Annotated in this window: 26 protein-coding genes; 23 read left to right on the plus strand and 3 right to left on the minus strand. The window is 44.1% G+C overall.

From position 1 onward, the window contains the following. Window positions 1-2: 2 nt before the first annotated feature. From flhB to ACOQOE_RS03300, 12 genes are all read left to right on the plus strand, one after another. Window positions 3-1,142: a flagellar biosynthesis protein FlhB gene (flhB, locus tag ACOQOE_RS03245; protein ID WP_067866474.1), complete on the plus strand. Its 1,140-nt coding sequence runs from the start codon at window positions 3-5 to the stop codon at window positions 1,140-1,142. 142 nt (window positions 1,143-1,284) lie between these two features. Further along, on the plus strand, window positions 1,285-3,393 hold the full coding sequence (gene flhA, locus ACOQOE_RS03250; protein WP_067866472.1) for a flagellar biosynthesis protein FlhA: 2,109 nt from the start codon (window positions 1,285-1,287) through the stop codon (window positions 3,391-3,393). A 42-nt stretch (window positions 3,394-3,435) separates the two neighbouring features. After that, complete coding sequence (gene flhF, locus ACOQOE_RS03255; protein WP_067866470.1) at window positions 3,436-4,860, plus strand: flagellar biosynthesis protein FlhF; 1,425 nt, start codon at window positions 3,436-3,438, stop codon at window positions 4,858-4,860. A gap of 13 nt (window positions 4,861-4,873) precedes the next feature. Then, complete coding sequence (locus ACOQOE_RS03260) at window positions 4,874-5,701, plus strand: MinD/ParA family protein (protein ID WP_407937493.1); 828 nt, start codon at window positions 4,874-4,876, stop codon at window positions 5,699-5,701. A gap of 12 nt (window positions 5,702-5,713) precedes the next feature. Next, a complete protein-coding gene (locus tag ACOQOE_RS03265; protein WP_067866466.1) occupies window positions 5,714-6,424 on the plus strand; it encodes an RNA polymerase sigma factor FliA in 711 nt (236 codons plus the stop codon). Between the two features lie 91 nt (window positions 6,425-6,515). Then, the gene (locus tag ACOQOE_RS03270; protein ID WP_067866463.1) at window positions 6,516-6,887 is read left to right on the plus strand and encodes a chemotaxis response regulator CheY; all 372 of its coding nucleotides are present in this window, start codon (window positions 6,516-6,518) and stop codon (window positions 6,885-6,887) included. A gap of 21 nt (window positions 6,888-6,908) precedes the next feature. Beyond that, the gene (locus tag ACOQOE_RS03275) at window positions 6,909-7,700 is read left to right on the plus strand and encodes a protein phosphatase CheZ (RefSeq protein ID WP_067866461.1); all 792 of its coding nucleotides are present in this window, start codon (window positions 6,909-6,911) and stop codon (window positions 7,698-7,700) included. Between the two features lie 12 nt (window positions 7,701-7,712). Continuing rightward, entirely contained in the window at window positions 7,713-9,806 is a 2,094-nt protein-coding gene (locus ACOQOE_RS03280) for a chemotaxis protein CheA (protein WP_067866459.1), read from the plus strand. Between the two features lie 23 nt (window positions 9,807-9,829). Further along, complete coding sequence (locus ACOQOE_RS03285) at window positions 9,830-11,005, plus strand: protein-glutamate methylesterase/protein-glutamine glutaminase (protein ID WP_067866457.1); 1,176 nt, start codon at window positions 9,830-9,832, stop codon at window positions 11,003-11,005. Between the two features lie 3 nt (window positions 11,006-11,008). Next, window positions 11,009-11,749, plus strand: a complete 741-nt coding sequence (locus ACOQOE_RS03290; RefSeq protein ID WP_067866454.1) for a flagellar motor protein — start codon at window positions 11,009-11,011, stop codon at window positions 11,747-11,749. After that, window positions 11,750-12,685, plus strand: coding sequence for a flagellar motor protein MotD (gene motD / locus ACOQOE_RS03295; RefSeq protein WP_067866452.1), 936 nt, complete (start codon window positions 11,750-11,752; stop codon window positions 12,683-12,685). It begins immediately after the preceding gene. Next, on the plus strand, window positions 12,686-13,477 hold the full coding sequence (locus ACOQOE_RS03300; protein WP_067866450.1) for a ParA family protein: 792 nt from the start codon (window positions 12,686-12,688) through the stop codon (window positions 13,475-13,477). It abuts the gene before it with no gap. A 68-nt stretch (window positions 13,478-13,545) separates the two neighbouring features. On the opposite strand, the gene ACOQOE_RS03305 is transcribed toward ACOQOE_RS03300, so the two are convergent. After that, window positions 13,546-14,325, minus strand: a complete 780-nt coding sequence (locus ACOQOE_RS03305; protein ID WP_420554877.1) for a hypothetical protein — start codon at window positions 14,323-14,325, stop codon at window positions 13,546-13,548. A 66-nt stretch (window positions 14,326-14,391) separates the two neighbouring features. Between ACOQOE_RS03305 and ACOQOE_RS03310 the strand changes: the two genes are divergently transcribed. Continuing rightward, window positions 14,392-14,775 carry a hypothetical protein gene (locus tag ACOQOE_RS03310; RefSeq protein ID WP_420554878.1) on the plus strand — a complete coding sequence of 128 codons (384 nt, stop codon included), beginning with the start codon at window positions 14,392-14,394 and terminating at the stop codon, window positions 14,773-14,775. A gap of 36 nt (window positions 14,776-14,811) precedes the next feature. Next, complete coding sequence (locus tag ACOQOE_RS03315) at window positions 14,812-15,213, plus strand: DUF2802 domain-containing protein (RefSeq protein WP_231867957.1); 402 nt, start codon at window positions 14,812-14,814, stop codon at window positions 15,211-15,213. A gap of 9 nt (window positions 15,214-15,222) precedes the next feature. Here ACOQOE_RS03315 and ACOQOE_RS03320 read toward each other — a convergent pair whose 3' ends face one another. Next, a complete protein-coding gene (locus ACOQOE_RS03320; protein ID WP_067865005.1) occupies window positions 15,223-15,552 on the minus strand; it encodes an EscU/YscU/HrcU family type III secretion system export apparatus switch protein in 330 nt (109 codons plus the stop codon). Further along, complete coding sequence (locus ACOQOE_RS03325) at window positions 15,549-17,405, minus strand: flagellar hook-length control protein FliK (protein ID WP_420554879.1); 1,857 nt, start codon at window positions 17,403-17,405, stop codon at window positions 15,549-15,551. The genes ACOQOE_RS03320 and ACOQOE_RS03325 overlap by 4 nt, the downstream gene beginning before the upstream one ends. A gap of 232 nt (window positions 17,406-17,637) precedes the next feature. Here ACOQOE_RS03325 and ccmA point away from each other — a divergent pair, with 232 nt between their 5' ends. From ccmA to ccmI, 9 genes are read left to right on the plus strand one after another with little or no spacing between them, the layout of a single operon-like run. Then, complete coding sequence (ccmA, locus tag ACOQOE_RS03330; RefSeq protein ID WP_420554880.1) at window positions 17,638-18,273, plus strand: cytochrome c biogenesis heme-transporting ATPase CcmA; 636 nt, start codon at window positions 17,638-17,640, stop codon at window positions 18,271-18,273. Then, window positions 18,273-18,992, plus strand: a complete 720-nt coding sequence (gene ccmB / locus ACOQOE_RS03335; RefSeq protein WP_067865012.1) for a heme exporter protein CcmB — start codon at window positions 18,273-18,275, stop codon at window positions 18,990-18,992. Before ccmA ends, ccmB begins: the two co-directional genes overlap by 1 nt. Before the next feature lie 12 nt (window positions 18,993-19,004). Beyond that, on the plus strand, window positions 19,005-19,763 hold the full coding sequence (locus tag ACOQOE_RS03340; protein ID WP_067865015.1) for a heme ABC transporter permease: 759 nt from the start codon (window positions 19,005-19,007) through the stop codon (window positions 19,761-19,763). A gap of 10 nt (window positions 19,764-19,773) precedes the next feature. Next, window positions 19,774-19,953 (plus strand): heme exporter protein CcmD, encoded by a 180-nt coding sequence (gene ccmD / locus ACOQOE_RS03345; RefSeq protein ID WP_067865018.1) that lies wholly within the window; start codon window positions 19,774-19,776, stop codon window positions 19,951-19,953. Next, window positions 19,950-20,411, plus strand: coding sequence for a cytochrome c maturation protein CcmE (gene ccmE, locus ACOQOE_RS03350; RefSeq protein ID WP_067865021.1), 462 nt, complete (start codon window positions 19,950-19,952; stop codon window positions 20,409-20,411). Before ccmD ends, ccmE begins: the two co-directional genes overlap by 4 nt. Next, complete coding sequence (locus ACOQOE_RS03355; protein ID WP_067865023.1) at window positions 20,408-22,363, plus strand: heme lyase CcmF/NrfE family subunit; 1,956 nt, start codon at window positions 20,408-20,410, stop codon at window positions 22,361-22,363. The genes ccmE and ACOQOE_RS03355 overlap by 4 nt, the downstream gene beginning before the upstream one ends. 44 nt (window positions 22,364-22,407) lie before the next feature. Beyond that, complete coding sequence (locus tag ACOQOE_RS03360; protein ID WP_067865026.1) at window positions 22,408-22,953, plus strand: DsbE family thiol:disulfide interchange protein; 546 nt, start codon at window positions 22,408-22,410, stop codon at window positions 22,951-22,953. Next, a complete protein-coding gene (locus tag ACOQOE_RS03365; protein ID WP_067865028.1) occupies window positions 22,950-23,423 on the plus strand; it encodes a cytochrome c-type biogenesis protein in 474 nt (157 codons plus the stop codon). The genes ACOQOE_RS03360 and ACOQOE_RS03365 overlap by 4 nt, the downstream gene beginning before the upstream one ends. Beyond that, window positions 23,420-24,667 (plus strand): c-type cytochrome biogenesis protein CcmI, encoded by a 1,248-nt coding sequence (ccmI, locus tag ACOQOE_RS03370; RefSeq protein WP_067865036.1) that lies wholly within the window; start codon window positions 23,420-23,422, stop codon window positions 24,665-24,667. The genes ACOQOE_RS03365 and ccmI overlap by 4 nt, the downstream gene beginning before the upstream one ends. Window positions 24,668-24,679 lie beyond the last annotated feature (12 nt).

The raw sequence follows: 24,679 nt of genomic DNA on the forward strand, positions 1-24,679 counted from the left end.
TAATGGCAGAAGATTCTGGTCAAGAGAAAACCGAAGACCCCACCCCCAAGCGAATACGTGAAGCCCGAGAAAAAGGCGATGTTCCGCGATCTAAGGAACTTGCGACAACCTTGGTTTTGATGGCCGCTGTTTTCTCAGTCATTATTTTTGGCTCTCAACTTGCTGAGCATATGCTTGGTATGATGGAGAGTAATTTTGTGCTTGATAGACAGGCTGTTTTTGATCCGAATAAAATGCTCGCCCACTTTGATCTGTCGGTATGGGATGCATTGCTGGGTTTAGCCGGTGTCTTCTTCTCTCTTCTTATCGCCTCTATTGTTGGCCCTATCGCTTTAGGCGGGTGGAACTTTAGTGCTGATTCTATTGCGCCAAAAGGTAGTCGCATTGACCCGTTGGCGGGTATTAAGCGCATGTTTTCCCTGAAGTCTTTAGTCGAGTTGTTCAAAGCTATAGCGAAATTCTCTTTGGTGGGTGGGTTTGCCATTCTTATTCTGTGGAATATAAGGGGAGATCTTTTGGCTTTGGCTACGTTCGAGCCTAGGCCGGCAATAGACTCTGCCTTAGAGATCATTATCTGGGTCTTTATGGCATTGAGCGCGGTGTTGATCTTGGTGGCTATGGTTGATGTGCCTTATCAGCTCTATGAATACACAGAAAAAATGAAAATGACCCTTCAAGAAGTTAAAGATGAGTTAAAAAATACGGAAGGTAAGCCTGAAGTTAAAGGGCGTATTCGGCAGTTGCAGCGTGAAATAGCGCAAAGGCAGATGATGAGTGCTGTGCCTGAGGCTGATGTTGTCATTACCAACCCGACCCACTATGCCGTCGCTCTTAAATATGAAGGCGATGATCGTAATGCGCCGATTATGGTGGCTAAAGGCGTAGATTTTGTTGCTCTCAAAATCAGGGAGATAGCTGAAGCCAATGATGTACCTATACTCTCTGCTCCGCCCTTGGCGCGTGCTATTTATAACTCTACTGAAATTAATGATGAGATCCCTTCTGGGCTATATATGGCTGTGGCTCAAGTGCTGGCTTATGTGTTTCAGCTTAAGCGTTTTAAAAGTCGACAAGCTGAGCGACCTACAGAGGTTAAGGTAGATGAGTTGCCTATTCCTGATGAGTTTAAAGATGATCTATAAATGGCTCGAAAATTGCATTTTCTTGCCATTGTGTGATTGTTCGTCAAAAAAACAGCGTATTTTTTGTTTGTCTGTGTAAGTATGTGCTGTGTTGGTCGAATGATACTTTTAAATGATGTTTTTTTGACGGTTTGGGGTTTGGGTGGATAAAGCGGTAATTCTCGATAATGTTCGCGGATTAAGTAAAGGCAATATAGGTGTGCCTTTGCTGCTGCTTGTTATCTTGGCGATGGTGACACTGCCCGTTCCGCCTTTTTTGTTAGATGTATTGTTTACGTTTAATATTGCTCTTTCTATTGTTGTTCTGCTGGTTTGTGTCTACTCCGATCGCCCCCTCGATTTTGCTATTTTTCCGACCATTATTCTGATTGCAACATTGATGCGCCTCTCTTTGAATGTCGCGTCAACCCGTGTGGTTCTCTTGGCTGGCCATGAGGGTGGTGATGCTGCCGGTAAGGTCATCGAAGCCTTTGGTGAGGTAGTTGTTGGCGGTAACTATGTGGTTGGTTTTGTTGTCTTCCTTATTCTGATTATTATTAACTTTGTTGTAGTGACTAAAGGTGCGGGGCGTATATCAGAAGTAAGTGCGAGATTTACATTGGATGCGATGCCCGGCAAGCAGATGGCGATCGATGCTGATTTGAATGCAGGTCTTATAGGTCAAGAGGAAGCGCGCGCACGTCGTCAAGATGTGACCCAAGAAGCAGATTTTTACGGATCAATGGATGGTGCCTCAAAGTTTGTTCGAGGCGATGCTGTTGCGGGTATTTTGATTCTAGTGATCAACTTGCTGGGCGGTTTGGGTATAGGGATGCTTCAGCATGACCTTGATTTTGAAACGGCTATGCGTTTCTATTCACTGCTGACCATTGGTGATGGCTTGGTTGCACAGATCCCGTCACTGTTATTGTCTACTGCGGCAGCGATCATGGTAACTCGACAAAATGTTTCCCATGATATGGGTAAACAGGTTATCTCGCAGATGTTTGCTTCGCCTAAGGCACTTGCAGTTTCTGCGGGGATTATGACCATTATGGGGATAATCCCCGGTATGCCCCATGTGGCGTTTTTGTCACTGGCTGCAGCTTCAGGCGGGGGAGCATGGTGGGTTATACAGCAAGAGAAAAAGAAAGCTTTAGCGGAAGCGCAGCAGGTAAAAGAACAAGCAGAGTTACCGCAAGAGGATGAGGCAGAGAAGAAAGACCTTGATTGGGATGATGTGATGCCTGTGGATATGATCGGCCTTGAGGTGGGATACCGTTTAATTCCTATGGTCGATAAGATGCAGGGAGGTCAGTTATTAAGCCGAATCAAGGGTGTTCGTAAAAAGCTATCGCAAGATCTTGGTTTTTTAGTCCCGTCGGTCCATATTCGAGATAATCTTGATCTTTTGCCCGGTGCGTATCGCATTACCTTAATGGGTGTTGTAGTGGGGGAATCTGAAGTTTATCCAGATAGAGAACTTGCGATAAACCCCGGTCAGGTCTTTGGTAAGTTGCAGGGGGTTGAAGTAAAAGATCCTGCTTTTGGTCTCGACGCGATCTGGATTGAACAGTCACAAAAAGAGCAGGCGCAATCTCTAGGTTACACGGTAGTTGATGCATCCACGGTCGTAGCTACACATTTAAATCAATTGCTTCAAGTGCATGCGCATGAGTTGTTGGGGCATGAAGAGGTGCAACAGCTGCTGGATATGTTGACCAAAACCTCACCTAAGTTAGTGGAAGAATTGGTCCCAGGAAAGCTCTCTTTCAGTGTGTTGCTGAAGGTATTGCAGAACTTGCTAATGGAACAGGTCCCTTTAAAAGATTTTCGAACGATTGCGGAATCTCTTGCTGATGCCGTGAGCCGTACTCAAGATCCCCTCGGATTAACAGCGGCAGTCCGAATCTCCTTAGCTCGTTTAATTGTTCAGAATATTAATGGTTCAGAACCTGAGCTGCCTGTTATTACTTTGGCTCCACAGCTGGAGCAACTATTGTTGAATTCTGTGCAGCAGGGGCAAGATAACGGTTTAGTTTTGGAGCCGGGTATGGCGGAGCGATTACAAACGTCTTTGTCTGAAACAGCTACACAGCAAGAGATGATGGGGCGTCCTTCAGTGCTATTGGTCGCAGCGCCTGTTCGACCGTTAATGTCCAAGTTTGTTCGTTATGGCGAGCATCAGATCCATGTGCTCTCCTATCAGGAAATTCCTGAAAATAAAAAGGTCACTATCGTTGCAACGGTGGGAGGTGAAGTTAATGGTTAAGTATATTTTAGCTGAGCCTTATTTGGCCGATAAGGAATTGATATGAAAGTAAAACGTTACTTCGCACCAGATATGCGCCAGGCCATGCGTAGGGTCCGGGATGAAATAGGTCCTGATGCCGTCATTGTATCGAACCATCGCGTTGCGGGTGGTGTTGAGGTTGTTGCTGCCCATGAAAATGATTATGAGGCGGCACAACACGAGTTTTCTCGTAAGAAGAAAGTAGAGCAAAAACGGCAAAGCCAAATTGACGTCTTAACTCATGGTCAAAAAGGGGATCTGGCAAGTGAATTGCAAAAGGCCCGAATGCAGATCGCTGAAGCTGAGATGGGGAGTGGTCAAAATTATGACACATCTGGCAAAGTTAACCGGCAGCTTGATAATGATGATGATGAGCTGCGCGCAATCTTAGCCTCACTTAAAGAGAGGCAGAAGAAGAAAGCGGATGCCGCTCACCGAAACTTCATGACAGGTTCGGTGCTTGATGATGCTGATCTTGGTCTTGATCTGCGTGAAGAACTATCAATCCCTCAGCCTGAAGAGGAGAGGGGAGGTAGCTTAATTAGATCAATGCAGAATGAAATTGAGCAGCTCAAAAATCTATTAAGTCAGCAGGCTTTATCAGGATCAAATGTTAATTCTGGTTTTTCAAAACCCCCATTACAGCGAAAGTTGGAAATGTTAGGTGTTAGTGAAAAATTATCAGCCCATCTTTTAGGTTCAATGGAGGTGGGGCTGCCGCCTAATAAAGCATGGAAAAATGCGTTGTCTCGCTTATCGGATTCTATTCCTGTACTAGGCGAGGATTTTATTGAACGTGGTGGTATGGTTGCATTTGTAGGGCCTACAGGTGTAGGTAAAACAACCACTATAGGTAAGCTAGCGGCGCGCTATGTATTGAAATATGGCAGTTCTAGCTTAGCCTTAGTGACAACTGATACCTTCCGTATAGCAGCCCATGAACAGTTGCGTACATTTGGGCGTATCTTGGATGTCCCCGTCAGGGTCGTTGATGCAGCAAATAGCTTAGATGATGTTCTACACTCTCTTAAGAATAAACGCCTCGTGCTGATTGATACGGCGGGATTGAATGCGCAAGAGCCGCATAGCGAGGCGCAGCTGGAAATGCTTGAAAGTGTCACTTTGCGATTAAAAAAACTATTAGTCGTTTCTTGTAGTAGTCAGCGCCGAGTCGTTGAACAAGCTTTTAATGTTTATAAAAACCTTGGGTTGAATGGTTGTGTCTTAAGCAAAATGGATGAGTCAGGTAGTTTGGGCGAGGCGATCTCGCTAATTGTGGAAAAACGCTTACCCGTGACTTATGTCACTGATGGGCAGCGAATACCTGATGATATCGATATTGCTCAAAAACATGAGCTTGTAAGTAGGGCTGTGATTACGGCGCAAAGAGCAATTGAAGCTGAAAAAAATGCGGTCGCGTTAGACTCAGCGTATAAAATGGGTTAGTGGTGAAATAATGATTGATCAACATAAGCCCGTTAAAGTAATTGCTGTGACAGGTGGGAAAGGCGGGGTTGGTAAAACAAATGTCTCTGTGAACTTAGCTATGGCGTTAAGCGACATGGGACATCGTACAGTGCTAATGGATGCCGACTTGGGCTTGGCTAATGTTGATGTGTTGCTTGGTTTGCGCCCGAAAAAAAATATTGCAGATGTTTTAAGTGGTGAGTGTGGGCTAAAAGAGGTCATGCTGGATGTCTGTGAAAATTTAAAAATTGTACCCGCTTGCTCCGGTACGCAGGAGATGACAGCGCTTTCCCCTCATGAGCATGCGGAGCTAATCCATGCTTTTAATGAGGTTTCTGATGATATTGATGCGTTAATCATTGACACCGCGGCAGGTATTTCGGATTCTGTGGTTAGTTTTGTGAAAGCTGCTCAGGAAGTGCTAGTTGTTGTATGTGATGAGCCTACGTCGATTACAGATGCTTACGCTTTAATTAAACTGTTAAATCGGGATTATAAAATGACGCGCTTTCGTGTCCTTGCCAATATGGTAAGAACGGACAATGAAGGTAGAAATATGTTTGGTAAGTTATTAACGGTTACTGATCGGTTTCTTGACGTCACGCTTCAATATGTGGGTTCAATCCCTTATGATGAAAATGTTCGTAAAGCGGTGCAACGCCAAGTCGCTGTTTTAAAAGCTTTTCCAAAGAGCAAAGTATCCTTGGCATATCGTCAATTAGCGAATAAAGTAAATGGGTGGCCAGTTCAAGCTGTGCCCCGAGGTCATTTAGAGTTTTTTGTTGAGCGGCTTGTACAAGGAGCTCGCCCATCGGATTGATAAAGAGGCAGTATGTACAACCAGCTGCAATTACAATCGAGTGATGAGTTAATTCAGCAGTATGCGCCGCTAGTTAAACGTATCGCCCATCACTTACTGGCTCGATTGCCAGCCACAGTGTTGCTCGATGACTTAATTCAAGCGGGTATGATTGGCCTGCTTGAAGCGGCTAAGCGATACGATGCTGCAAAAGGTGCTAGCTTTGAAACTTATGCAGGGATCCGCATTCGTGGCTCTATTATTGATGAGGTGCGCCGAGGAGATTGGACTCCGCGGTCAGTACACCGAAATAGTCGGCGAGTGACTGAGGCAATTCAGCAGATAGAATCGCGGACAGGCCGAGATGCTAGTGATGCTTCAGTAGCAAAAGAGTTGGGGATCTCTGTGGATGAATACCACAATTTGTTAAAAGATACTCTTGATAGTCGTTTGTTTAGCTTTGAAGAGATGATTAATCCTCAGCACGAAGGGCCAGGAGAGACATTTGCTAATGATGATCCCGGGCCAAATCAGCATTTTGAGCGAGAATCGTTTTTAAAAGCACTAAGTGGCGCTATAAGTAATTTGCCGGAACGGGAAAAATTAGTATTAGCGCTCTATTATGATGAAGAGCTTAATTTAAAAGAGATTGGTCAGGTTTTAGGGGTTAGTGAATCTAGGGTAAGCCAGATTCATAGTCAGGCAGCATTAAGATTGCGATCGCGATTAAGTGAATGGCAATAATAAGTTGCTAAGGCTCAACGTAATTGCGGTAATTTAGTGTAGACTCACTGGGTTGTGCAGAGTTAATTGGAGGCTGGTCTTGAATAAAGACATGAAGATTCTTGTAGTGGATGATTTCTCCACAATGAGACGAATTATAAAAAATTTACTACGTGACTTGGGCATGACAAATGTTCTTGAAGCGGATGATGGGCAGACTGCTTTGCCAATTCTGAAACAAGGCGGTATTGATTTCTTAGTGACTGACTGGAATATGCCAGGAATGACAGGGATCGATCTCTTGAAAGAGGTTCGTTCTGATCCTAACTTGGCCGCAATGCCAGTATTAATGGTTACTGCTGAAGCTAAAAAAGAGCAAATCATTGCTGCCGCTCAGGCTGGGGTGAATGGTTATGTTGTTAAACCGTTTACTGCTGCGGTACTTAAAGCAAAGATTGATAAAATCTTTGAGCGCCTGAGTTAAATAATAAAAGGTCAGTTTTAAATGATTTCAGAAACAGGCAATGGCTTAAGTCACTTTGAAATGGAATTGCAGTTGAAGGCGCAGGAACTTGTTTCTGTTCTCAACGAAGGTAAATTACCTGATGCGATGGAGATTATTCGCGAACTTCATGAGTTTCGTCACCAAACGTTTTTTAGTGAAGTAGGGCATTTGACACGTGGACTTCATGAAGCAATTAAATCGTTTTCAAGTGAACTTGGGCGTAGCCTAGAAATTGATGGCACTGCTCAGCCTGATACTGATGCAGCTGATCACTTGAACTATGTTATCGAAGTGACTGAAAAAAATGCCCACGAGACCATGGACCGAGTTGATAAAGCGCTTGTTCTGGTTGATAAATTAGATAAGCAAAGCGAGCGGTTTAAAGACTTATTGTTATTAGTTGGGCAGTTGGAAAAAGAGCATAAATCGCTTAATGGCGTTTACGATAGAACCTGTGCAGTCAAAGAAGAATCAGAACAAACAATCAGCACATTACGTGAAGAATTAACGGATATTGTTGTCTCTCAGAGTTACCAAGATATTACTGGCCAGTTGATTAGACGTGTGATCAATCTCGTCACTAATGTTGAAAGCCATCTTGTTGCATTGATGGGAATGGCGGCACAGGTGGAAAAAATATCGGGCGTCGACATGTCCACAGAGTCTGAAAATGAACAGACTAATAATAAGAATCCTATTCAGGCTGAAGGACCACAAATCAAGAAAGATAGCGCTGATGTAGTCAGTGATCAAGATGAAGTTGATGATTTGTTATCCAGTCTGGGTTTTTAAGAGGAGCGCCATATGAGTTTGGAAGTGGATCAGGAAATTCTTGAAGATTTTCTTGTTGAGGCAGGAGAGATCCTTGAGCAATTATCCGAACAGTTAGTCGATCTGGAACAACGTCCTGACGATAGTGATCTGCTCAATGCTATTTTCCGAGGTTTTCATACAGTTAAAGGCGGTGCTGGTTTTTTGCAATTAGAGCCTATGGTTGATTGCTGCCACAATGCTGAAAATCTGTTTGATATGCTGCGTAATGGCGATATTAAAGTTACCTCGGAACTCATGGATGTAGTGCTCCAAGCTTTAGATAGTGTCAATGTTATGTTTGAAGCTGTGCGCAATGGAGAGGAGCTCGAACCAGCCAATCCACAACTGATCCAAGCGTTGGTCGCCTTTACTAAGGGTGAAGCTCCTAAACCTGCTGCCGCTAAAACTGTCCCAACTCCAGACCCTGTTCCTGCACAGACATCTAGTGCGCCTAATACACAGGATCCTACAATTGATGAATTTGATATGCTGCTGGATGATCTTGGTGACTTGCCCGAGGTCGCTGCGGAAGTTAATGAAGCGCCTGTAGATGATAGCCTTATTACCGATGATGAATTTGATGCCTTGTTGGATGAATTGCATGGTCCAGGTAAAGGACCTGATGCAGCGGTAGCTACTAAAGAGCCGCCAGCTGTTGATGATTCTGCCGATCCAGAGCTAATTACAGACGATGAATTTGAAGCTTTATTAGATGAGCTACAAGCACAAGGTAAAGGCGCTTTTGTGGAAGCGCCTATTGTTGAAACAGTACATGAACCCGTCCCTGCTCCAGCGCCAGCCGCTGTTGTAACACCCGCCCCTGTTGCTGCTGTAGCGCCTACTCCAACGCCAGTGGCTGAGAAGAAAGATAACGCCGTTTCCGCCGTTGTTAAAGCGGATCATCCACAAGCCAAGCCACAGCCAGAAAGTAATGTACGTGTAGATACGCGCTTACTTGATAAAATTATGAATATGGTGGGTGAGCTAGTACTAGTTAGGAATCGGTTGGTCCGTTTAGGTGTTACCCGCGAAGATGAAGAGATGGCAAAAGCTCTCGGCACTTTAGATATGGTAACCGCTGATCTACAAATGTCGGTGATGAAAACGCGAATGCAGCCGGTGAAAAAAGTATTTGGCCGTTTTCCGCGTTTAATTCGAGATTTATCTCGAAATTTAAAGAAAGAGATTCGCCTTGAACTACGGGGTGAAGAGACAGATTTAGATAAAAATTTGGTTGAAGCTTTGGCAGATCCGCTTATTCACTTAGTACGTAATGCGGTTGACCATGGTATCGAAACGCCTGATATTAGGGAGGCTGCGGGTAAAGAGCGTGAAGGTCATGTACTTTTGTCTGCAGAGCAGGAAGGCGATCACATTCTGCTAACAATACAGGATGATGGTGCCGGAATGGATGCAGAAAAGCTACGAGAGCTCGCTATTGAGCGCGGTATGATGGATGCTGAAGCTGCTCGCAGACTGACTGAGCAAGAATGTTTTAACTTGATTTTTGCGGCAGGCTTCTCAACTAAGAAAGAGATTTCTGATGTGTCTGGCCGTGGTGTCGGCATGGATGTAGTTAAAACTAAGATTACCCAGCTGAATGGTACATTGAGTATTGATTCAGTGATCGGTCAAGGTTCACGTATAGCGATTCAGGTTCCTTTAACATTAGCTATTATGCCAACCTTAATGGTTATTTTGGAGGAGCAAGCCTTTGCTCTGCCTCTTGTAAATGTAAATGAAATATTCAATCTAGATTTAACAAAAACAAACGTAGTTGATGGACAGCAAGTAATTATCGTGCGTGATCAAGCGTTACCGCTTTTCCATCTAAAACGTTGGTTGATCGATGGTCTGCACAGTGCAGAGCTTCCTGAGCAAGGACATGTGGTTATTGTAACTGTAGGTACGCAACGAGTGGGTTTTATTGTCGATCAGCTGGTTGGTCAAGAAGAGGTAGTGATAAAACCATTAGGTACTATTCTACATGGCACTCCTGGACTTTCTGGTGCGACAATTACTGGCGATGGGCGGATTGCACTGATTATTGATATTCCCAACTTGCTTAAACATTACGCTTCTTAATAATTTCGATAGGAGCGTGATTTATGCCAGTTAAGGTGCTGATTGTTGATGATTCGGGCTTTTTTAGACATCGTATCAGCGATCTGCTTTCTGGGGATAGCCGGATAGAGGTTGTAGGCACCGCAAAAAATGGTAAAGAGGCTATAGAGCAAGCTAAGAGCTTGCGCCCTAACCTTATTACTATGGATGTTGAAATGCCGCAAATGAATGGTATTGAAGCCGTTCGAATCATAATGCGTGAATGCCCTACAAATATATTGATGCTATCATCATTAACATCTGAGGGGGCTCGAGTAACTATACAAGCGCTTGAAGCTGGAGCACTTGATTACCTTTCTAAGGATATGCGTGCATGGATGGCGCATTCCGATTCTTTAGAAAAGCAACTACGAGACAAGGTTGTAGAGCTAGGGCGCTCTCGGCATGCAGGCTTGCGGAGCCGTTTTTCTGATCCAAGTGCTAGCTCATCTAGAGTGTTTAAGTCCGAGCCGCTATTAGCATCCAAGTCACCTAGATCACCAACCTCCAGTAATCGCTTTTCATCTAATAGTGCTCAATCTGGACTGACAAAAGAGCCCGCGAAGACAGCCTCTCGTCTATCTCAAAGCTCTCATGGTAAAAAGGTCGTGCCTGATTGTAGAGTCGTTGTTATAGGCTCATCTACTGGAGGACCCGCTGCGCTACAGCAAATTTTGACACAGATTCCGGCTAACTTTCCCCATCCTATTTTACTGGTTCAGCATATGCCGAAAGCGTTTACATCAGTGTTTGCTACGCGCTTAGATCAACAGTGTGCTATTGCAGTAAAAGAAGCGGAAGATGGTGATTTGCTGAAGCCGGGTAGAGCGCTGCTTGCACCAGGCGGGTGTCAAATGATTATTGATCCGCGCGGTACTGATAAAATTAAGATCATGCTTGGTGATGATAGACTGACCTATAAGCCAAGTGTGGATGTTACTTATGCGTCTGTAGCAAAGAGCTTTGGTAAAAAAGTGTTAGCAATCATATTAACAGGCATGGGGGCAGATGGTTGTGATGGCGCAAGAATGTTAAAGCAACAGGGGGCAACAATTTGGGCTCAAAACAAAGAGAGTTGCACTATCTATGGAATGCCTCAGGCGGTTGTTAATGCGGGACTGGCAGATGCTGTTCTTGATCTAACCGAACTAGTTTCTATTCTCAGTAGTAAAAGGTCTTAATCTATGGACTTAACTGCAATACTTGGTGTTTTAATCGCTCTAGCTGCGGTACTTGGGGGTAATCTTCTTGAGGGAGGGCAGTTACAGGAATTATTGAACGTGCCAGCGGCAGTGATTGTTGTCGGGGGTACGTTAGCTGCAGCCATTATCCAGTCACCTAGTCAAGATGTTGCCAGAGCATTCAGGCTTGTCGGTTGGGCGTTTGGGCGTAACAAACAAGATCTAAGTCAGAATGTTGATAAAATTGTTAACTGGTGTGTTATTGCTAGACGAAAAGGTTTGTTAGCTTTAGAGACTGAAGCCGATAAAGAAAAAGATTCTTTTATAAAAGTAGGTTTGCTTTTGCTTGCTGATGGTAAAGGCCCCGACATTCTCCGTAGTACCTTAGAGGTTGAACTTGTCACTTTAGAACAACGAGATCTTCAGGGGGTAAAAGTGATTGAAAGCATGGGCGGGTATGCACCGACATTAGGTATTATTGGCGCTGTGTTGGGGTTGATTCATGTGATGAGTAACCTCTCAGATCCAGCTGCGTTAGGCGCCGGTATAGCTACTGCGTTTGTTGCTACAATATACGGTATTGGTATTGCGAACTTATTTTTGATCCCTGTTGCCAATAAAATTAAAAGTTTGGTGTTAATGCGTTACCAGCATCAAGAGATGATTTTGGATGGGTTGATGTCTATAGCAGAAGGGCAGAACCCAAAGGCAATTCAACAGCGTTTACAAGGGTATTTAGGTTAGATGCCTCGTCGACAAAAAATAGACAGCGGCCCAAGAAATGACCGATGGGTTATTTCTTATGCGGACTTTATTACCCTGCTGTTTGCTTTTTTTGTTGTTATGTACGCTATCTCTTCAGTCAATGAAGAAAAGTATAAACACTTAACAGAAGCGCTTTCTGGTGTGTTTGTTGGTCTGAATCAGGGTGAAGAGGCCAATAAAACCACGCCCGAAGGGAGTAGTAATAGTGGATTTGGTGTTTTTACGGGTGGAAAAACAGATGTGGATGCGCCTGAGGTAACGATTTCAGTACCGGATCAAAAAGAAACGAATGCTTTAAAGGCTTTACAAGAGGAGATGGAAGTCGATTTCTCCTCATTGGTCGACGATGGACAGATTAAAATTACAGGTAATGATCTTTGGCTTTCAATTGAATTGAGGTCAAATTACTTATTTCCCTCTGGTGGCGCATTACCTAATGCTGCAGCAGATGAATTACTAGATAAGATAGCGAAAATACTAAAGGGCAGGGAAAATCCTATCCATGTGGAAGGATTTACGGATAACCAAAAAATATCTACAGACGCATTTCCGTCAAATTGGGAACTCTCTGCTGCACGTGCAGCCGCTGTCGTCCGGTTGCTTGCGTATTTTGGTGTAGAACCTGAACGTATGGCCGCTGTAGGTTATGGTGAATTTCAGCCGGCTTACAGCAACAGAACAGCGGAAGGGCAAAGATTAAATCGCCGAGTGCTGATTGTTGTATCTCGAGATGAAAAAGTGCGGAGAACAGTCTCTTCATTTGGTAGTCAGCAAGTAAGTGCTGATGCTGTATCAACTGTTTTCGCTAATCCAGATAAAAAAGAGCTCCCAGTTATCGAGCAAATTGAAACCGGTGATGGCGAGGTCTTGTTCCGACGAGCAGAGCCTGATTCTTCACAGCAGGAAGAAAGATAAATGCATGTATGGTCTGTAGCCAATCAAAAAGGTGGGGTCGGTAAAACGACGACGGTTGTGACAGTAGCTGGGCTACTGGCCGAGGTCGGTTATCGCGTTTTATTAGTTGATCTAGACCCCCATGGTTCTTTAACAAGTTATTTCGGCTATGACCCAGATGAGTTGGAGCATAGTGTTTATGATCTGTTTGCGACCAAGAATAAAATTAATCGTGAAGGGGTTAAGCGTTTATTGTTGAAAAGTAGCCATGAGCGTATTGATCTGATTCCTGCGTCCACTGCTATGGCGACTTTAGAAAGGAAAGCAATAGGCGAGCAAGGTATGGGGCTGCAGGTGGCAAAAGCGTTGGCTCAAGTTCGTGATAGTTATGATTATGTACTGATTGATAGCCCACCTGTTTTAGGTGTATTGATGGTTAATGCTTTGGCTGCCTGTCAGCATTTATTAGTTCCCGTGCAGACAGAATTTTTAGCGTTAAAAGGCTTAGAACGTATGGTGCGTACTATTAGTATGATTAATAGGGCCCGCAGTAAAAATAAGAAACTATCATTTACGATTATTCCAACTTTTTATGATCGCCGTACCCAAGCCTCTGTTAGTAGTTTGCGTGAATTACATAATAAATACCCGAATGAAATATCCAACGCAGTCATACCAGTAGATACCAAGTTCCGTAATGCCAGTATCCGAGGACTTGTTCCCTCTGTTATGGATTCAAGCAGCCGAGGGGTTCATTCATATGCACGATTATTGCGTTCGTTGCTTGAGCGTCAAAAGCAGGAGGTTCTATGAGTAAGTCCAAAAAGAACCTAGAAACGTTGGATGAAGTTCAAGGTGTTCAGAAATTAGTTTTTGATTATTTAGAATCTCTTCTGTCGGATCCCGATGCAGGTATAGATACTGAAGCAGAGATTGCGGCCATAAATAGACAGATGGCGGCCGAAGAAAAAGAAAAGAATCAAGTTTCTGAGAGTATCGAAGAAACAGATGTTGTGATCGAAATGGCAGCTAAGGACAATACTGTAGAGCCAGAGCCAGAGCCAGAGCCAGAGCCAGAGCCAGAGCCAGAGCCAGAGCCAGAGCCAGAGCCAGAGCCAGAGCCAGAGCCAGAGCCAGAGCCAGAGCCAGAGCCAGAGCCAGAGCCAGAGCCAGAGCCAGAGCCAGAGCCAGAGCCAGAGCCAGAGCCAGAGCCAGAGCCAGAGCCAGAGCCAGAGCCAGAGCCAGAGCCAGAGCCAGAGCCAGAGCCAGAGCCAGAGCCAGAGCCAGAGCCAGAGCCAGAGCCAGAGCCAGAGCCAGAGCCAGAGCCAGAGCCAGAGCCAGAGCCAGAGCCAGAGCCAGAGCCAGAGCCAGAGCCAGAGCCAGAGCCAGAGCCAGAGCCAGAGCCAGAGCCAGAGCCAGAGCCAGAGCCAGAGCCAGAGCCAGAGCCAGAGCCAGAGCCAGAGCCAGAGCCAGAGCCAGAGCCAGAGCCAGAGCCAGAGCCAGAGCCAGAGCCAGAGCCAGAGCCAGAGCCAGAGCCAGAGCCAGAGCCAGAGCCAGAGCCAGAGCCAGAGCCAGAGCCAGAGCCAGAGCCAGAGCCAGAGCCAGAGCCAGAGCCAGAGCCAGAGCCAGAGCCACAAGCCGCAGCACGAGCACCGGAACATGCAGGTCTATCGGGTGCGACTAGCAGAGAGATCAACTGTGTCTTGGTGAAAATGCATGGGCTTAATTTGGCAATACCTTTTGATCATATAGAAGGTGCGGTGCATTTAAGTTCAGTAGCGCTGACTTTAGATGGTACTCATGATTGGTGTTTAGGACGTTTTGGTGGTGGCTTATCTGTTGAAACTAATGTTATAGATACTGCATTGTGGCTAATTCCGGAGCGCTACAAGCCGGAAATGGCAAAATACAGTGAGCTGATTATTTTACGAGGACGCCATTGGGCGCTAGCATGTGATGAACTGGTGAAGTCGGTTCGTATACCTGCAGATAAAGTGTCTTGGGCAAGTAGTGATAATCCACGCGCTTGGTTATGGGGAACATATATGGAAGAGCGTTGCGCTATTCTTGATATTCCAGAGCTTATGAAACAGTTTGATCAATCCTTTTGAATTGATAGTTAAAACAATGTTAGGGAAGCAATTAAAGTGTCTTGGTTGAGTATAGCGTCATTGATTGTTGCTATGGGAGCTTCTGCTGCCTGTTTCGTTTTATTTCGCCGTTTGCAGCAGCATGAACGTCGGCATCAAGCCCTTATTAATGTGCTCAGAAATGAGATACAAGCGATGACAAACAGCTCGATTGGTATGGGTCGCCGCTTAATTGGTGTCGAGCAGAAGCTTAATCTTACAGCGGATAAACAGCTAGAATTAGAGAATCGGGATCCAACCGCTTTAGCTTATAATCAAGCTACCCGTTTGATGGAGATGGGGGCTGATGTCGATGATCTCGTGCAGAATTGTGGTATTGGACGTCCAGAGGCTGAGTTAATGGCTCTTTTACATAAAGAGCTACACACTCCCCATCAATCTCTAGGGCGTGATGATTAGGTCCTAGGTTTATTTAATGTTCTGTTGAATTGCTTTGTTTATCATCTCTTGGTTGCCATGTTTTAGGCTGTAGGCAAATGCAATGACTTCAGCTATGGCGCGATACAGTGATTCAGGAATTTCATCTCCTAGTTCTAGCCTAATAAGAACTTCAACTAGCTCTGGGCTTTCGTGAATATGAATGTCGTTTTCTTCGGCTAATTTTATAATTTGTTCGGCAATATCTCCCATCCCTTTGGCAACGATGAGAGGGGCCTTTCCCGCACTTTGGTCATACTTTAGAGCGATGGCCTTCTTACGGTTTGTTTCGGAGTATTGATCGGACTTAGAAAATTTCATGTGTGTAGGTCCACAAGCTGTTTGTGGATAGTCTGTTTTTGTTCTGGCGCTGTTCCTTCGTGCCAGGTTACCTCTGTATTATCAAAACCACATTGGCGTAGGCGTGTAGAGAATTCTTCTGAGCGTTCGCGTAATTTGTCAGCAGTTTCTTTTAACTCACACCAAAATAGGGTGCTGATTTCATGGCCATCAGTTAGCCGTATCTCTGCATCCACTCCACCTTGCTCCTCTAAATCGAAATGTAAGCGTACGCGCCATACGGATATCATCTCTCCAGCTGCGTTGGTGCCTCCTTCTCTACTTAAACGCAACTCTAAATTATCCCACTGCTCCCCATTTTTGATCGGTAGGTCCAGTTGTAGTACACGTTCAAACCCACCATCCGGCATCTCTCGCCACTGCTGTAGGGAGTGGAGTTGTTGGCTGGTTACACGTGAATGTACACCCTGGAGTAACTGTTCTAAACGTTCTTTTTGCTCGGCAGGTAAAGAGTCCGCTAGCTTTTGAAGCTGTTGCAGTTGGCTTTTCATATCTTGAGGTTGCGGTGCTAAGCCTTTGCTTAAATTGTGCTCTGTGGATAACCCACCTAACTCAATGTTTTGTCTGATTTGATATGGCGCTTCTTGGCTTCCAGGTCGAACACCAAATAGCTGTAGCATCGATTGAACCACGCTGCTGATCTGTGTGGCTTGGCTTCCCTGTGCTTGGGCAGCGACTTGAGATAACTGGCTAAAAGCATCCGCTGTGGCTATTTGAGCAGGTAGAGCATTGCGTAAAGTCTCTTGTATTGCTGGTTTTTCTAAAGCGGAAGCGGGTGTGTTTTGTGGTTCTCTTATCTGCAATACTTGAGCTTCATTATTTGAAGTCTTAAATAATTGAAGTTGCGTGCCTTGTGGTAATGGACGGGGGGAAGTTAATTCCATCTTAGTACCGTCTGGCAGGGCGAGAGTTAATATGTGGTGTGATACAGATCCGGCTGAGCGGGTGATGTTATTAGCATTATTGGCAGATTTGGCATCAGAAGGAGCAACCGCTGTTTGTACCTCTTTAGGCGAATTTGGGTTTGTGCTTTTGTTATCTATAGGCAGTGGTGTTACTTGTGGTTCAATTTTACCAGATGTAACACCTACCGGTGGGGCTGTTTGAGTTGCAGTGTTTCCTTGAATAACTTGTTTAGGGCTCGTTGGGGGTGTATTCGTTGGGGTAGTATTTGTTGTGGCAGTATTGACGAGAGTTGATGTAGAGGCGTTTTGTGTTGTATTTGTCGCTACACTTTTTTGTCCTGCTATCTCTACGGTTTGGGTGTTCGCCGATAAGGTTGGTGTTAAGAGGGGCCCGCCGGTTGTTGGTTTAGGTACGCTATTGGCTGTCGTTGTTTGAGTGTTTTGCCCGTTATCGGTGTAAATAGGACGGCTACTAATCACCGCAGCAAGGGTTTTTATATCTATAGGCAGTTTTGCGCTGTTCTCTGGTGTTTGTATATTTAGCTTAAGGAGTTGCTCGTTTAAGCCTTTTTGTTGGGTGTTTGAGTTGGTTGAATTTATGTTTGCTTGATCTTGCTTGCTTGTGGTGTTTGGTTGATTGGGCAGTGTTATCTGAATTTGGCCATCGCTTTGGCGATTTACATTAATTTTCTGGCCGATAGGCAGTGCTTGAAATACTCCCATCTGAATTAATCGGTTGTTGACCTCTAACTTTAAACGAAAAATCTCAGGTTGAGTTTGATCTTTACTTACTGCAACAACAGTTGCGCTGACATTCCGGCCGACTGGCAAAAGCGTATTCAGATTACGGGATGAATCTGAACTAGCTTCGGTTGTTTGTAGCGGAATACCTGACAATTGAGGAAGCAAATTATAACCTATCTAAGTAATGGGCCGTCACATGATGAGCGTTAGGTATCAGAGTACATCTAAATGAGGAAGTGTTTCCAACTTTTAGAAAGCAATACAACAGTGCAGAGCTGTCTGATAATCGTATATAATCACTCGCTTATTAATCGGCCGATTTCAGTAAAAGTATAGTTTAAGGTGAAAATTTGCTCTGAAGTTTGGCTGTAGGTTGTTTATTATTTTGGAGAACGGTTTGAGTACAGCGCTGTTACATGTAGACAAACTTTATTGCGAGCGCGATGACCGTATTCTATTTGAGGATCTTAGCTTTTCAATTAATGCGGGCGAAGTGATCCAGGTCGAAGGGCAAAATGGTAGTGGGAAAACGACTCTTTTAAGAATTTTAAGTGGTCTTTCTAATCATTATGAAGGTGATATTTTTTGGAAAGGCGCTTTACTCTCAACAGTACAAGACGATTTTAGACGCGAGCTCCTATATTTTGGACATCACCCAGGTGTTAAGGCCGTTCTAACGCCAGAAGAAAATCTTCATTGGTATGCGGCAATGCATCCATCTATTGATGGTAAAAAGATTGCTATGGCATTGGAGCAAGTAGGCTTAAGAGGGTTTGAAGACTCGCCTTGTCATACATTGTCTGCAGGGCAAAATAGACGGGTCAGTTTAGCTCGGTTGTATCTGACCTCTGCAAAATTGTGGATTTTAGATGAGCCTTTTACTGCAATTGATAAAAAAGGTGTCGCACAGAAAGAACAATTGATCTTGGACCATGCAGCTAATGGTGGATCTGTTATTTTAACAACCCACCATGAATTAGCGATTAGCGAAAAGGTTCGTCGTTTTAATCTTGATGAATTAGCGGGAACTTAATGGGAATAATTGTGACAAATGAAAGCGCTAATTCTGAGGGTAGTTCTGTCTTGAGTCTTTTTGGGGCGGTTTTAAAGCGGGATTTAATGTTGGCCTATCGCAAGAAAAGCGATTTGTTTAACCCATTGATATTTTTTCTAATGGTGGCGACTTTATTCCCTCTCGGTGTAAGTCCTGAGCCAGACTTTCTTGCTCAGATTGCTCCTGGCGTTGTATGGGTCGCCGCATTATTAGCGACGTTACTCTCTATGGAGAGCGTGTTTAAGTCGGATTTTGAGGATGGGACATTAGAGCAAACGCTTTTAAGCCCTCAGCCTTTATTTGTTATTGTATTAGCTAAAGTGTTAGCCCATTGGATGATGAGTGGCTTACCATTAACATTATTAGCACCGTTATTGGCAGTAATGTTGTTTTTGCCTGCAGAGGGTATGTCGGGCTTGATGTTAAGTCTCTTGATAGGTACGCCCACGTTGAGCTTAGTGGGCGCTATTGGTGCTGCGTTAACGGTAGGGTTACGTAAAGGTGGGGTGTTGATCTCGTTGTTGGTTTTACCGCTTTATATTCCTGTACTGATTTTTGGTACGAGCGCGGTTCAAGCAGCGGTTACCGGATTGCCATTGGCAGGTTTCTTTGCTTTGTTGGGGGCTATATTAGCACTAGGTTTGGTTTTGGCACCTTTAGCTATTAGCGCAGCATTACGAATTTCCGTGAGTGGATAAGTTAAGGTTCTTATGAGTGAGAAAAAGAATTGGATGCCTCGTTGGTTCTATCAACTTGCATCACCACGTTGGTCTTATGAAATCATGGGTAAGCTATTACCTGGATTTGCGATAGCCGCATTCCTGCTTCTTATTGCAGGAACCGTTTGGGCGTTGCTGTTTGCACCATCCGATTATCAGCAAGGCAATAGTTTTCGCATAATTTATATTCATGTACCTTCCGCTCTTTTGGCCCAATCGTGCTATATGATGATGGCGATTGCGGGCGCCATTGGTTTGATTTGGAAAATGAAAGTGGCTGATATGGTGGCCAAATCTTGTGCTCCTATAGGTGCCACTATGGCTGTGTTAGCACTAGCAACAGGGGCTATTTGGGGTAAGCCTACCTGGGGATCTTGGTGGGTTTGGGATGCACGTTTAACCTCTATGTTGATTCTTCTTTTTCTTTATTTAGGTGTTATTGCTCTTTATTCAGCTATTGAGAATGAGGCCATGGCTGCAAAATCTGCGGCGGTGTTAGCGTTAGTTGGATTGGTGAATATCCCTATTATTAAATATTCAGTGGACTGGTGGAATACACTCCATCAGCCTGCCACGTTTAAATTAACAGAACGCCCAGCAATGGCCCCAGAGATGTGGCTGCCTTTATTGGTAATGGTAATCGGTTTTTACTGTTTTTTTGCTGTTTCGTTGATGATGAGAACGCGGAACGAAATTCTTGTACGTGAACGTCGTGCAAGTTGGGTAAAAGAATTAGTTGAAAAGCAGTGAGGAAAATTAAGTGAGTTTTGATAGCTTTTCGGATTTCATTGCGATGGGAGGGCACGGTTTTTATGTTTGGCTGAGTTATGCCATCGCATTAGTTGTAGTTGTAATTAATATTGTTAATCCGGCACTACAGAAGAAGAAAATTGTTTCTAATCTTGTACGTCGCCTGCGCAGGGAGAACAAATCTTTATGAACCCTAAACGCAAACAACGTTTGATCATTGTTTTGTTTATTGTATTTGGTGTTGGTATTGCTGTGGGGTTAACTATGTTTGCTCTCAGCCAAAATATTAACTTGTTTTATTCACCTACCCAGATTGCGGCAGGGGAAGCGCCTCATAATACTCGTATTCGCGCCGGTGGTATGGTGGTCGATGGTAGCGTCAATAGAGATCAGCAGAGCCTGAATGTCACGTTTGATATTACTGATTATGATCAAACAGTGACTGTTCATTATAACGGCATTTTGCCTGATCTTTTTCGTGAAGGTCAGGGCATTGTTGCACAAGGTGAACTTGATTCTAATAACGTATTGCAGGCATCAGAAGTGTTAGCTAAGCATGATGAAAACTATATGCCTCCTGAAGTGGCTGAAGCATTAGAGAAAAGTGGCAATATGCCTAAGCCTGAAGCCGAGGTTTATAACAAATGATTCCTGAATTAGGTCAATATGCACTTATTCTTGCTTTATGTATGTCAGCGTTACTGGCGGTTGTCCCTATTCTAGGAACCTATAGTAATAATGCGTTATGGATGGGCTACGCTCGGCCGCTTGCTACAGGGATGTTTGCGTTCTTATTAGTGAGCTTGATTTGCTTAGGTTATGCTTTTGTAACCGATGACTTTTCGGTCGTTTATGTTGCTACCAATTCAAATACGGCATTGCCGATTTATTATAAAGTGAGCGCGATCTGGGGGGGGCACGAAGGGTCTCTTCTACTTTGGGTCTTTATTCTTGGCGGTTGGACTTGGGCGGTTGCACTGAAAAGTGATAATTTGCCTCAGGATATCGTAGCTCGAGTGTTAGGTATAATGGGTATTATTGGGGTTGGTTTTATCCTCTTTACCTTGATGACCTCTAGTCCATTTGAACGTTATTTGCCAGACTACCCTGTGGAAGGTGGTGATCTTAACCCTCTATTACAAGATATTGGTCTGATTATTCATCCGCCTATGCTTTATATGGGTTATGTGGGATTCTCTGTTGCTTTTGCTTTCGCTATAGCTGCGCTATTAAGTGGTCGTTTAGATGCTGCTTGGGCACGTTGGTCCCGACCTTGGACTGTTGTGGCTTGGGCTTTTTTAACTTTAGGTATCGCGTTAGGTAGCTGGTGGGCATATTACGAGCTTGGTTGGGGCGGCTGGTGGTTCTGGGATCCTGTTGAGAATGCATCATTTATGCCTTGGTTAGTGGGCACTGCGCTTATTCATAGCTTGGCTGTAACAGAAAAGCGTGGTGTGTTTAAAAGCTGGACGGTGTTATTAGCTATTTTTGCTTTTTCGCTCAGTTTATTAGGCACGTTTTTGGTTCGTTCGGGGGTTTTGACGTCGGTTCATGCTTTTGCGACAGATCCTGAACGCGGTTACTTTATCTTAGCGTTATTGGCGATCACTATTGGTGGGTCTCTTTTACTTTATGCAATTAAAGCTGCCCATGTAAAAAGTGAATCACGTTTTGAGCTGATTTCCCGAGAAACATTGTTGTTAGGCAATAATATCCTATTGGTTATTGTGGCTTTGATGGTGTTGCTGGGCACGCTTTATCCTTTGTTGATTGATGCATTAGGCAAGGGGAAAATATCCGTAGGACCTCCTTACTTTAATGCTTTATTTGTTCCGTTAATGTCTGCTTTAGTGGTGTTAATGGGCGCAGGTATAGTGTCTCGCTGGAGACAAACTAAAGGCAGCTATATTGCCAAGCAATTACTGATCCCTATGCTGGTTAGTGTTGTCTTAGGTGCCAGTTTTTCTGTTGTCTATGGTGATCAGTTTGATTGGAGTGTGACGCTGGGAATGGTGCTTTCCTTCTGGGTTGTTTGTGTTTCCGTCAAAGATATTTGGAATAAGGTGTCTCATAAGGCTAACCCTTTCAAGGGGTTAAGAAATCTTTCAAGAAGTTATTATGCGATGGTTCTGGCACACATTGGTGTGGCTGTAGCTATTGTCGGGATGACCTTGGTGACGGTTTATAACGAGGAACGTGATTTAAGAATGGCACCTGGTGATACTTTAACCTTTAAACAGTATGAGTTTATCTTTGATGGTGCTCAGGTTGTTCAAGGGCCTAACTATCAGGCCGATCAAGCGCAGATTCGTGTACTTAAAAATGGCGAACCTTATGGTGCTTTACACCCTGAGAAGCGTTTTTATAAAGCGCGTGGCAATGTCATGACTGAAGCAGATATAGATCCAGGTTTAACTAGAGATCTCTATGTCGCATTGGGTGAGCCTTTAGATGGTGGAGCTTGGGCTGTCCGAATTCAGCATAAACCTTTTGTCCGTTGGTTATGGTTAGGTGGGTTGTTGATGACAGCCGGTGGTTTGTTGGCAGCTACAGATCCTCGATATCGTAAACAAGCTAAACGTAAAGTTAAAACTGTTTAATCGTTGGTTAGGGTTTTTATACCTGCGCTGTTTGGAGATTCATTGTGCGTCGATTTATTTTATTTATTCCGCTTGCCATTTTTGTTGGTATGGGGCTGTTTTTATGGAAGGGACTTCAGCTAGATCCTACTGAATTGCCGTCGGCGTTGCTTGATAAGCCACTGCCTGTCTTTGAATTGCCTTCGCTTTTAGATCCGGAGCGCAAAGTTACAGAAGCTGACCTGAAAGGCGAAGTTGCTTTGGTGAATGTGTGGGCGACTTGGTGTCCTTCATGTAAGGCGGAGCATGCGCAATTGAATCGTATTAAGGCAGAAGGTTATAAAGTTATTGGTATCAATTATAAGGATGAGCGTGAAAAAGCGGATACTTGGTTAAAGAAATACCTTAATCCATATGCCCTAAACATTTTTGATGATAAAGGTAGCTTAGGCTTAGATTTGGGGGTTTATGGTGCACCCGAAACTTATGTTATAGATGCTAATGGCATCATTCGATATAAGCATGTGGGTGTTGTAGATCAGCAGGTCTGGGGGACTTTAAAAGCCATTATGGATCAGCTTAAAAGCGATAAGCAGGTATTGTCACAATGAGATATATAGTAGCGCTGATCGTTATTTTTATTCCTCTAAGTGTGTTTGCGGCTATAGATACATTTGAGTTTAAAGATGATGCAACCCGAGATCGTTTTAATGAGTTAACCTTTGAACTGCGTTGCCCTAAGTGTCAGAACCAAAACCTTCAAGATTCTAACTCGCCGATTGCTGCCGACCTTAGAAATGAAGTTTATAAAATGGTTCAGGATGGTAAAGGTAATAATGAAATCAAAGATTTCTTAGTTGCCCGTTATGGGGAGTTTGTTCTTTATAACCCTCCTGTAAATGAGACAACTTACATTTTGTGGTATGGCCCATTTGGCTTAGTCGTCATCGGTATTATTGTTTTAATCGCTGTTTCGAGAAAGCGTAAGCGTAGTGATCAAAAGGATGACTCAGAAACTCACCTTAATAATGACGAGGCAGAAAGGTTGAACGATATTCTAGGTAAAGGTGAGCAAAAATGATCGAGTTATGGGGTGGAATTGCGGTTTTAACGGTAATTGCGGTCGCATTCGTTTTTCTTCCTTTTATTCGTGCTAAGCGCGTTGTAGAGGTTGAATCGGCAGAGAATCGCGGTCAACAGAATATAGAAATATTTCGTGAGCGCTTATCTGAGCTGGAAAATGAAAAGTCTGCTGGCAATCTAGATGAAACTGATTTTGTTACTTTAAAAACGGAATTAGAGAGAAATTTGTTGTCTGATGTGGAAGACGCAGGTTCAAGAGCCGGTAAGTTACAGCTGACAACTCAAACATTAGTGACGGTTACACTGCTCGCTATGTTGATTCCGGTGGCTGGCCTCGGTTTGTACTCTGTCTATGGTCGTTCAGCGGATTTAGATATAGCTTTGCATCAACCTAACGATCCTTTCAATGGGGAAAAACCTACTCTTGAGCAAGCCGTTGCTCAATTAGAGAGAGAGTTGCAGCAAAATCCTGATAATCCTGAAGGGTGGTTTTTACTATCGACTACCTATATGAACCAAGGGCGATACGCAGAAGGAGCGGAAGGTTTTAAAAAGATATTAGAGCTTCTACCGTCTGATGCGCCCCAGTATTCCAGCGTTAATGGTCAATATGCACAAGCATTGTTTTTTGCTGCTGATAGTAAAATAACAGATGAAGTTAGAGCGCAAATTGATAAAACATTAGCTATTGAACCATTGGAAATAACGGCTTTGGGGCTTTTGGGTATCGAAGCCTACGAAAAACAAGATTTCGAAGCGGCCATGGAGTATTGGTTGACGGCCCTACGAAACGCTGAAGGCGCTACAGCGGAATCTCTTCGTTCTGGTGTTCGTAAGGCTCGGGATGAATTGATTGCTCAAGGTAAAAACGTCCCCGATATTCCGGAGCTGCAAATTGCATCTGTGACCTTACAGGTTGATCTAAGCCCAGAGTTCAAAGAGCAAGTAACACCAGAGCAAACGATTTTTGTGTTTGCGAAAGAGATTGGTGGGCGAATACCATTGGCAGCGGTTAAGCTAATGGTGTCTGATCTACCTACTCAGGTAGTATTAGATGATACAATGGCAATGAATCCTCAAGTAACTTTATCATCGGTTGCTGAAGTTGAAGTGTCGGCCAGAATTTCTTTATCAGGTCAGCCGCAAGCTCAAAAGGGTGATTTGTACGGTATTATCTCGCCTGTAGAGGTGAGAGGGGGGGAACTACCATTGATGTTGGTTATCGATAAGGTTGTCGAATAAAACCAGCTCTTT

This window comes from Neptuniibacter marinus (genome assembly GCF_965223595.1).
Lineage (GTDB): Bacteria > Pseudomonadota > Gammaproteobacteria > Pseudomonadales > Balneatricaceae > Neptuniibacter > Neptuniibacter marinus.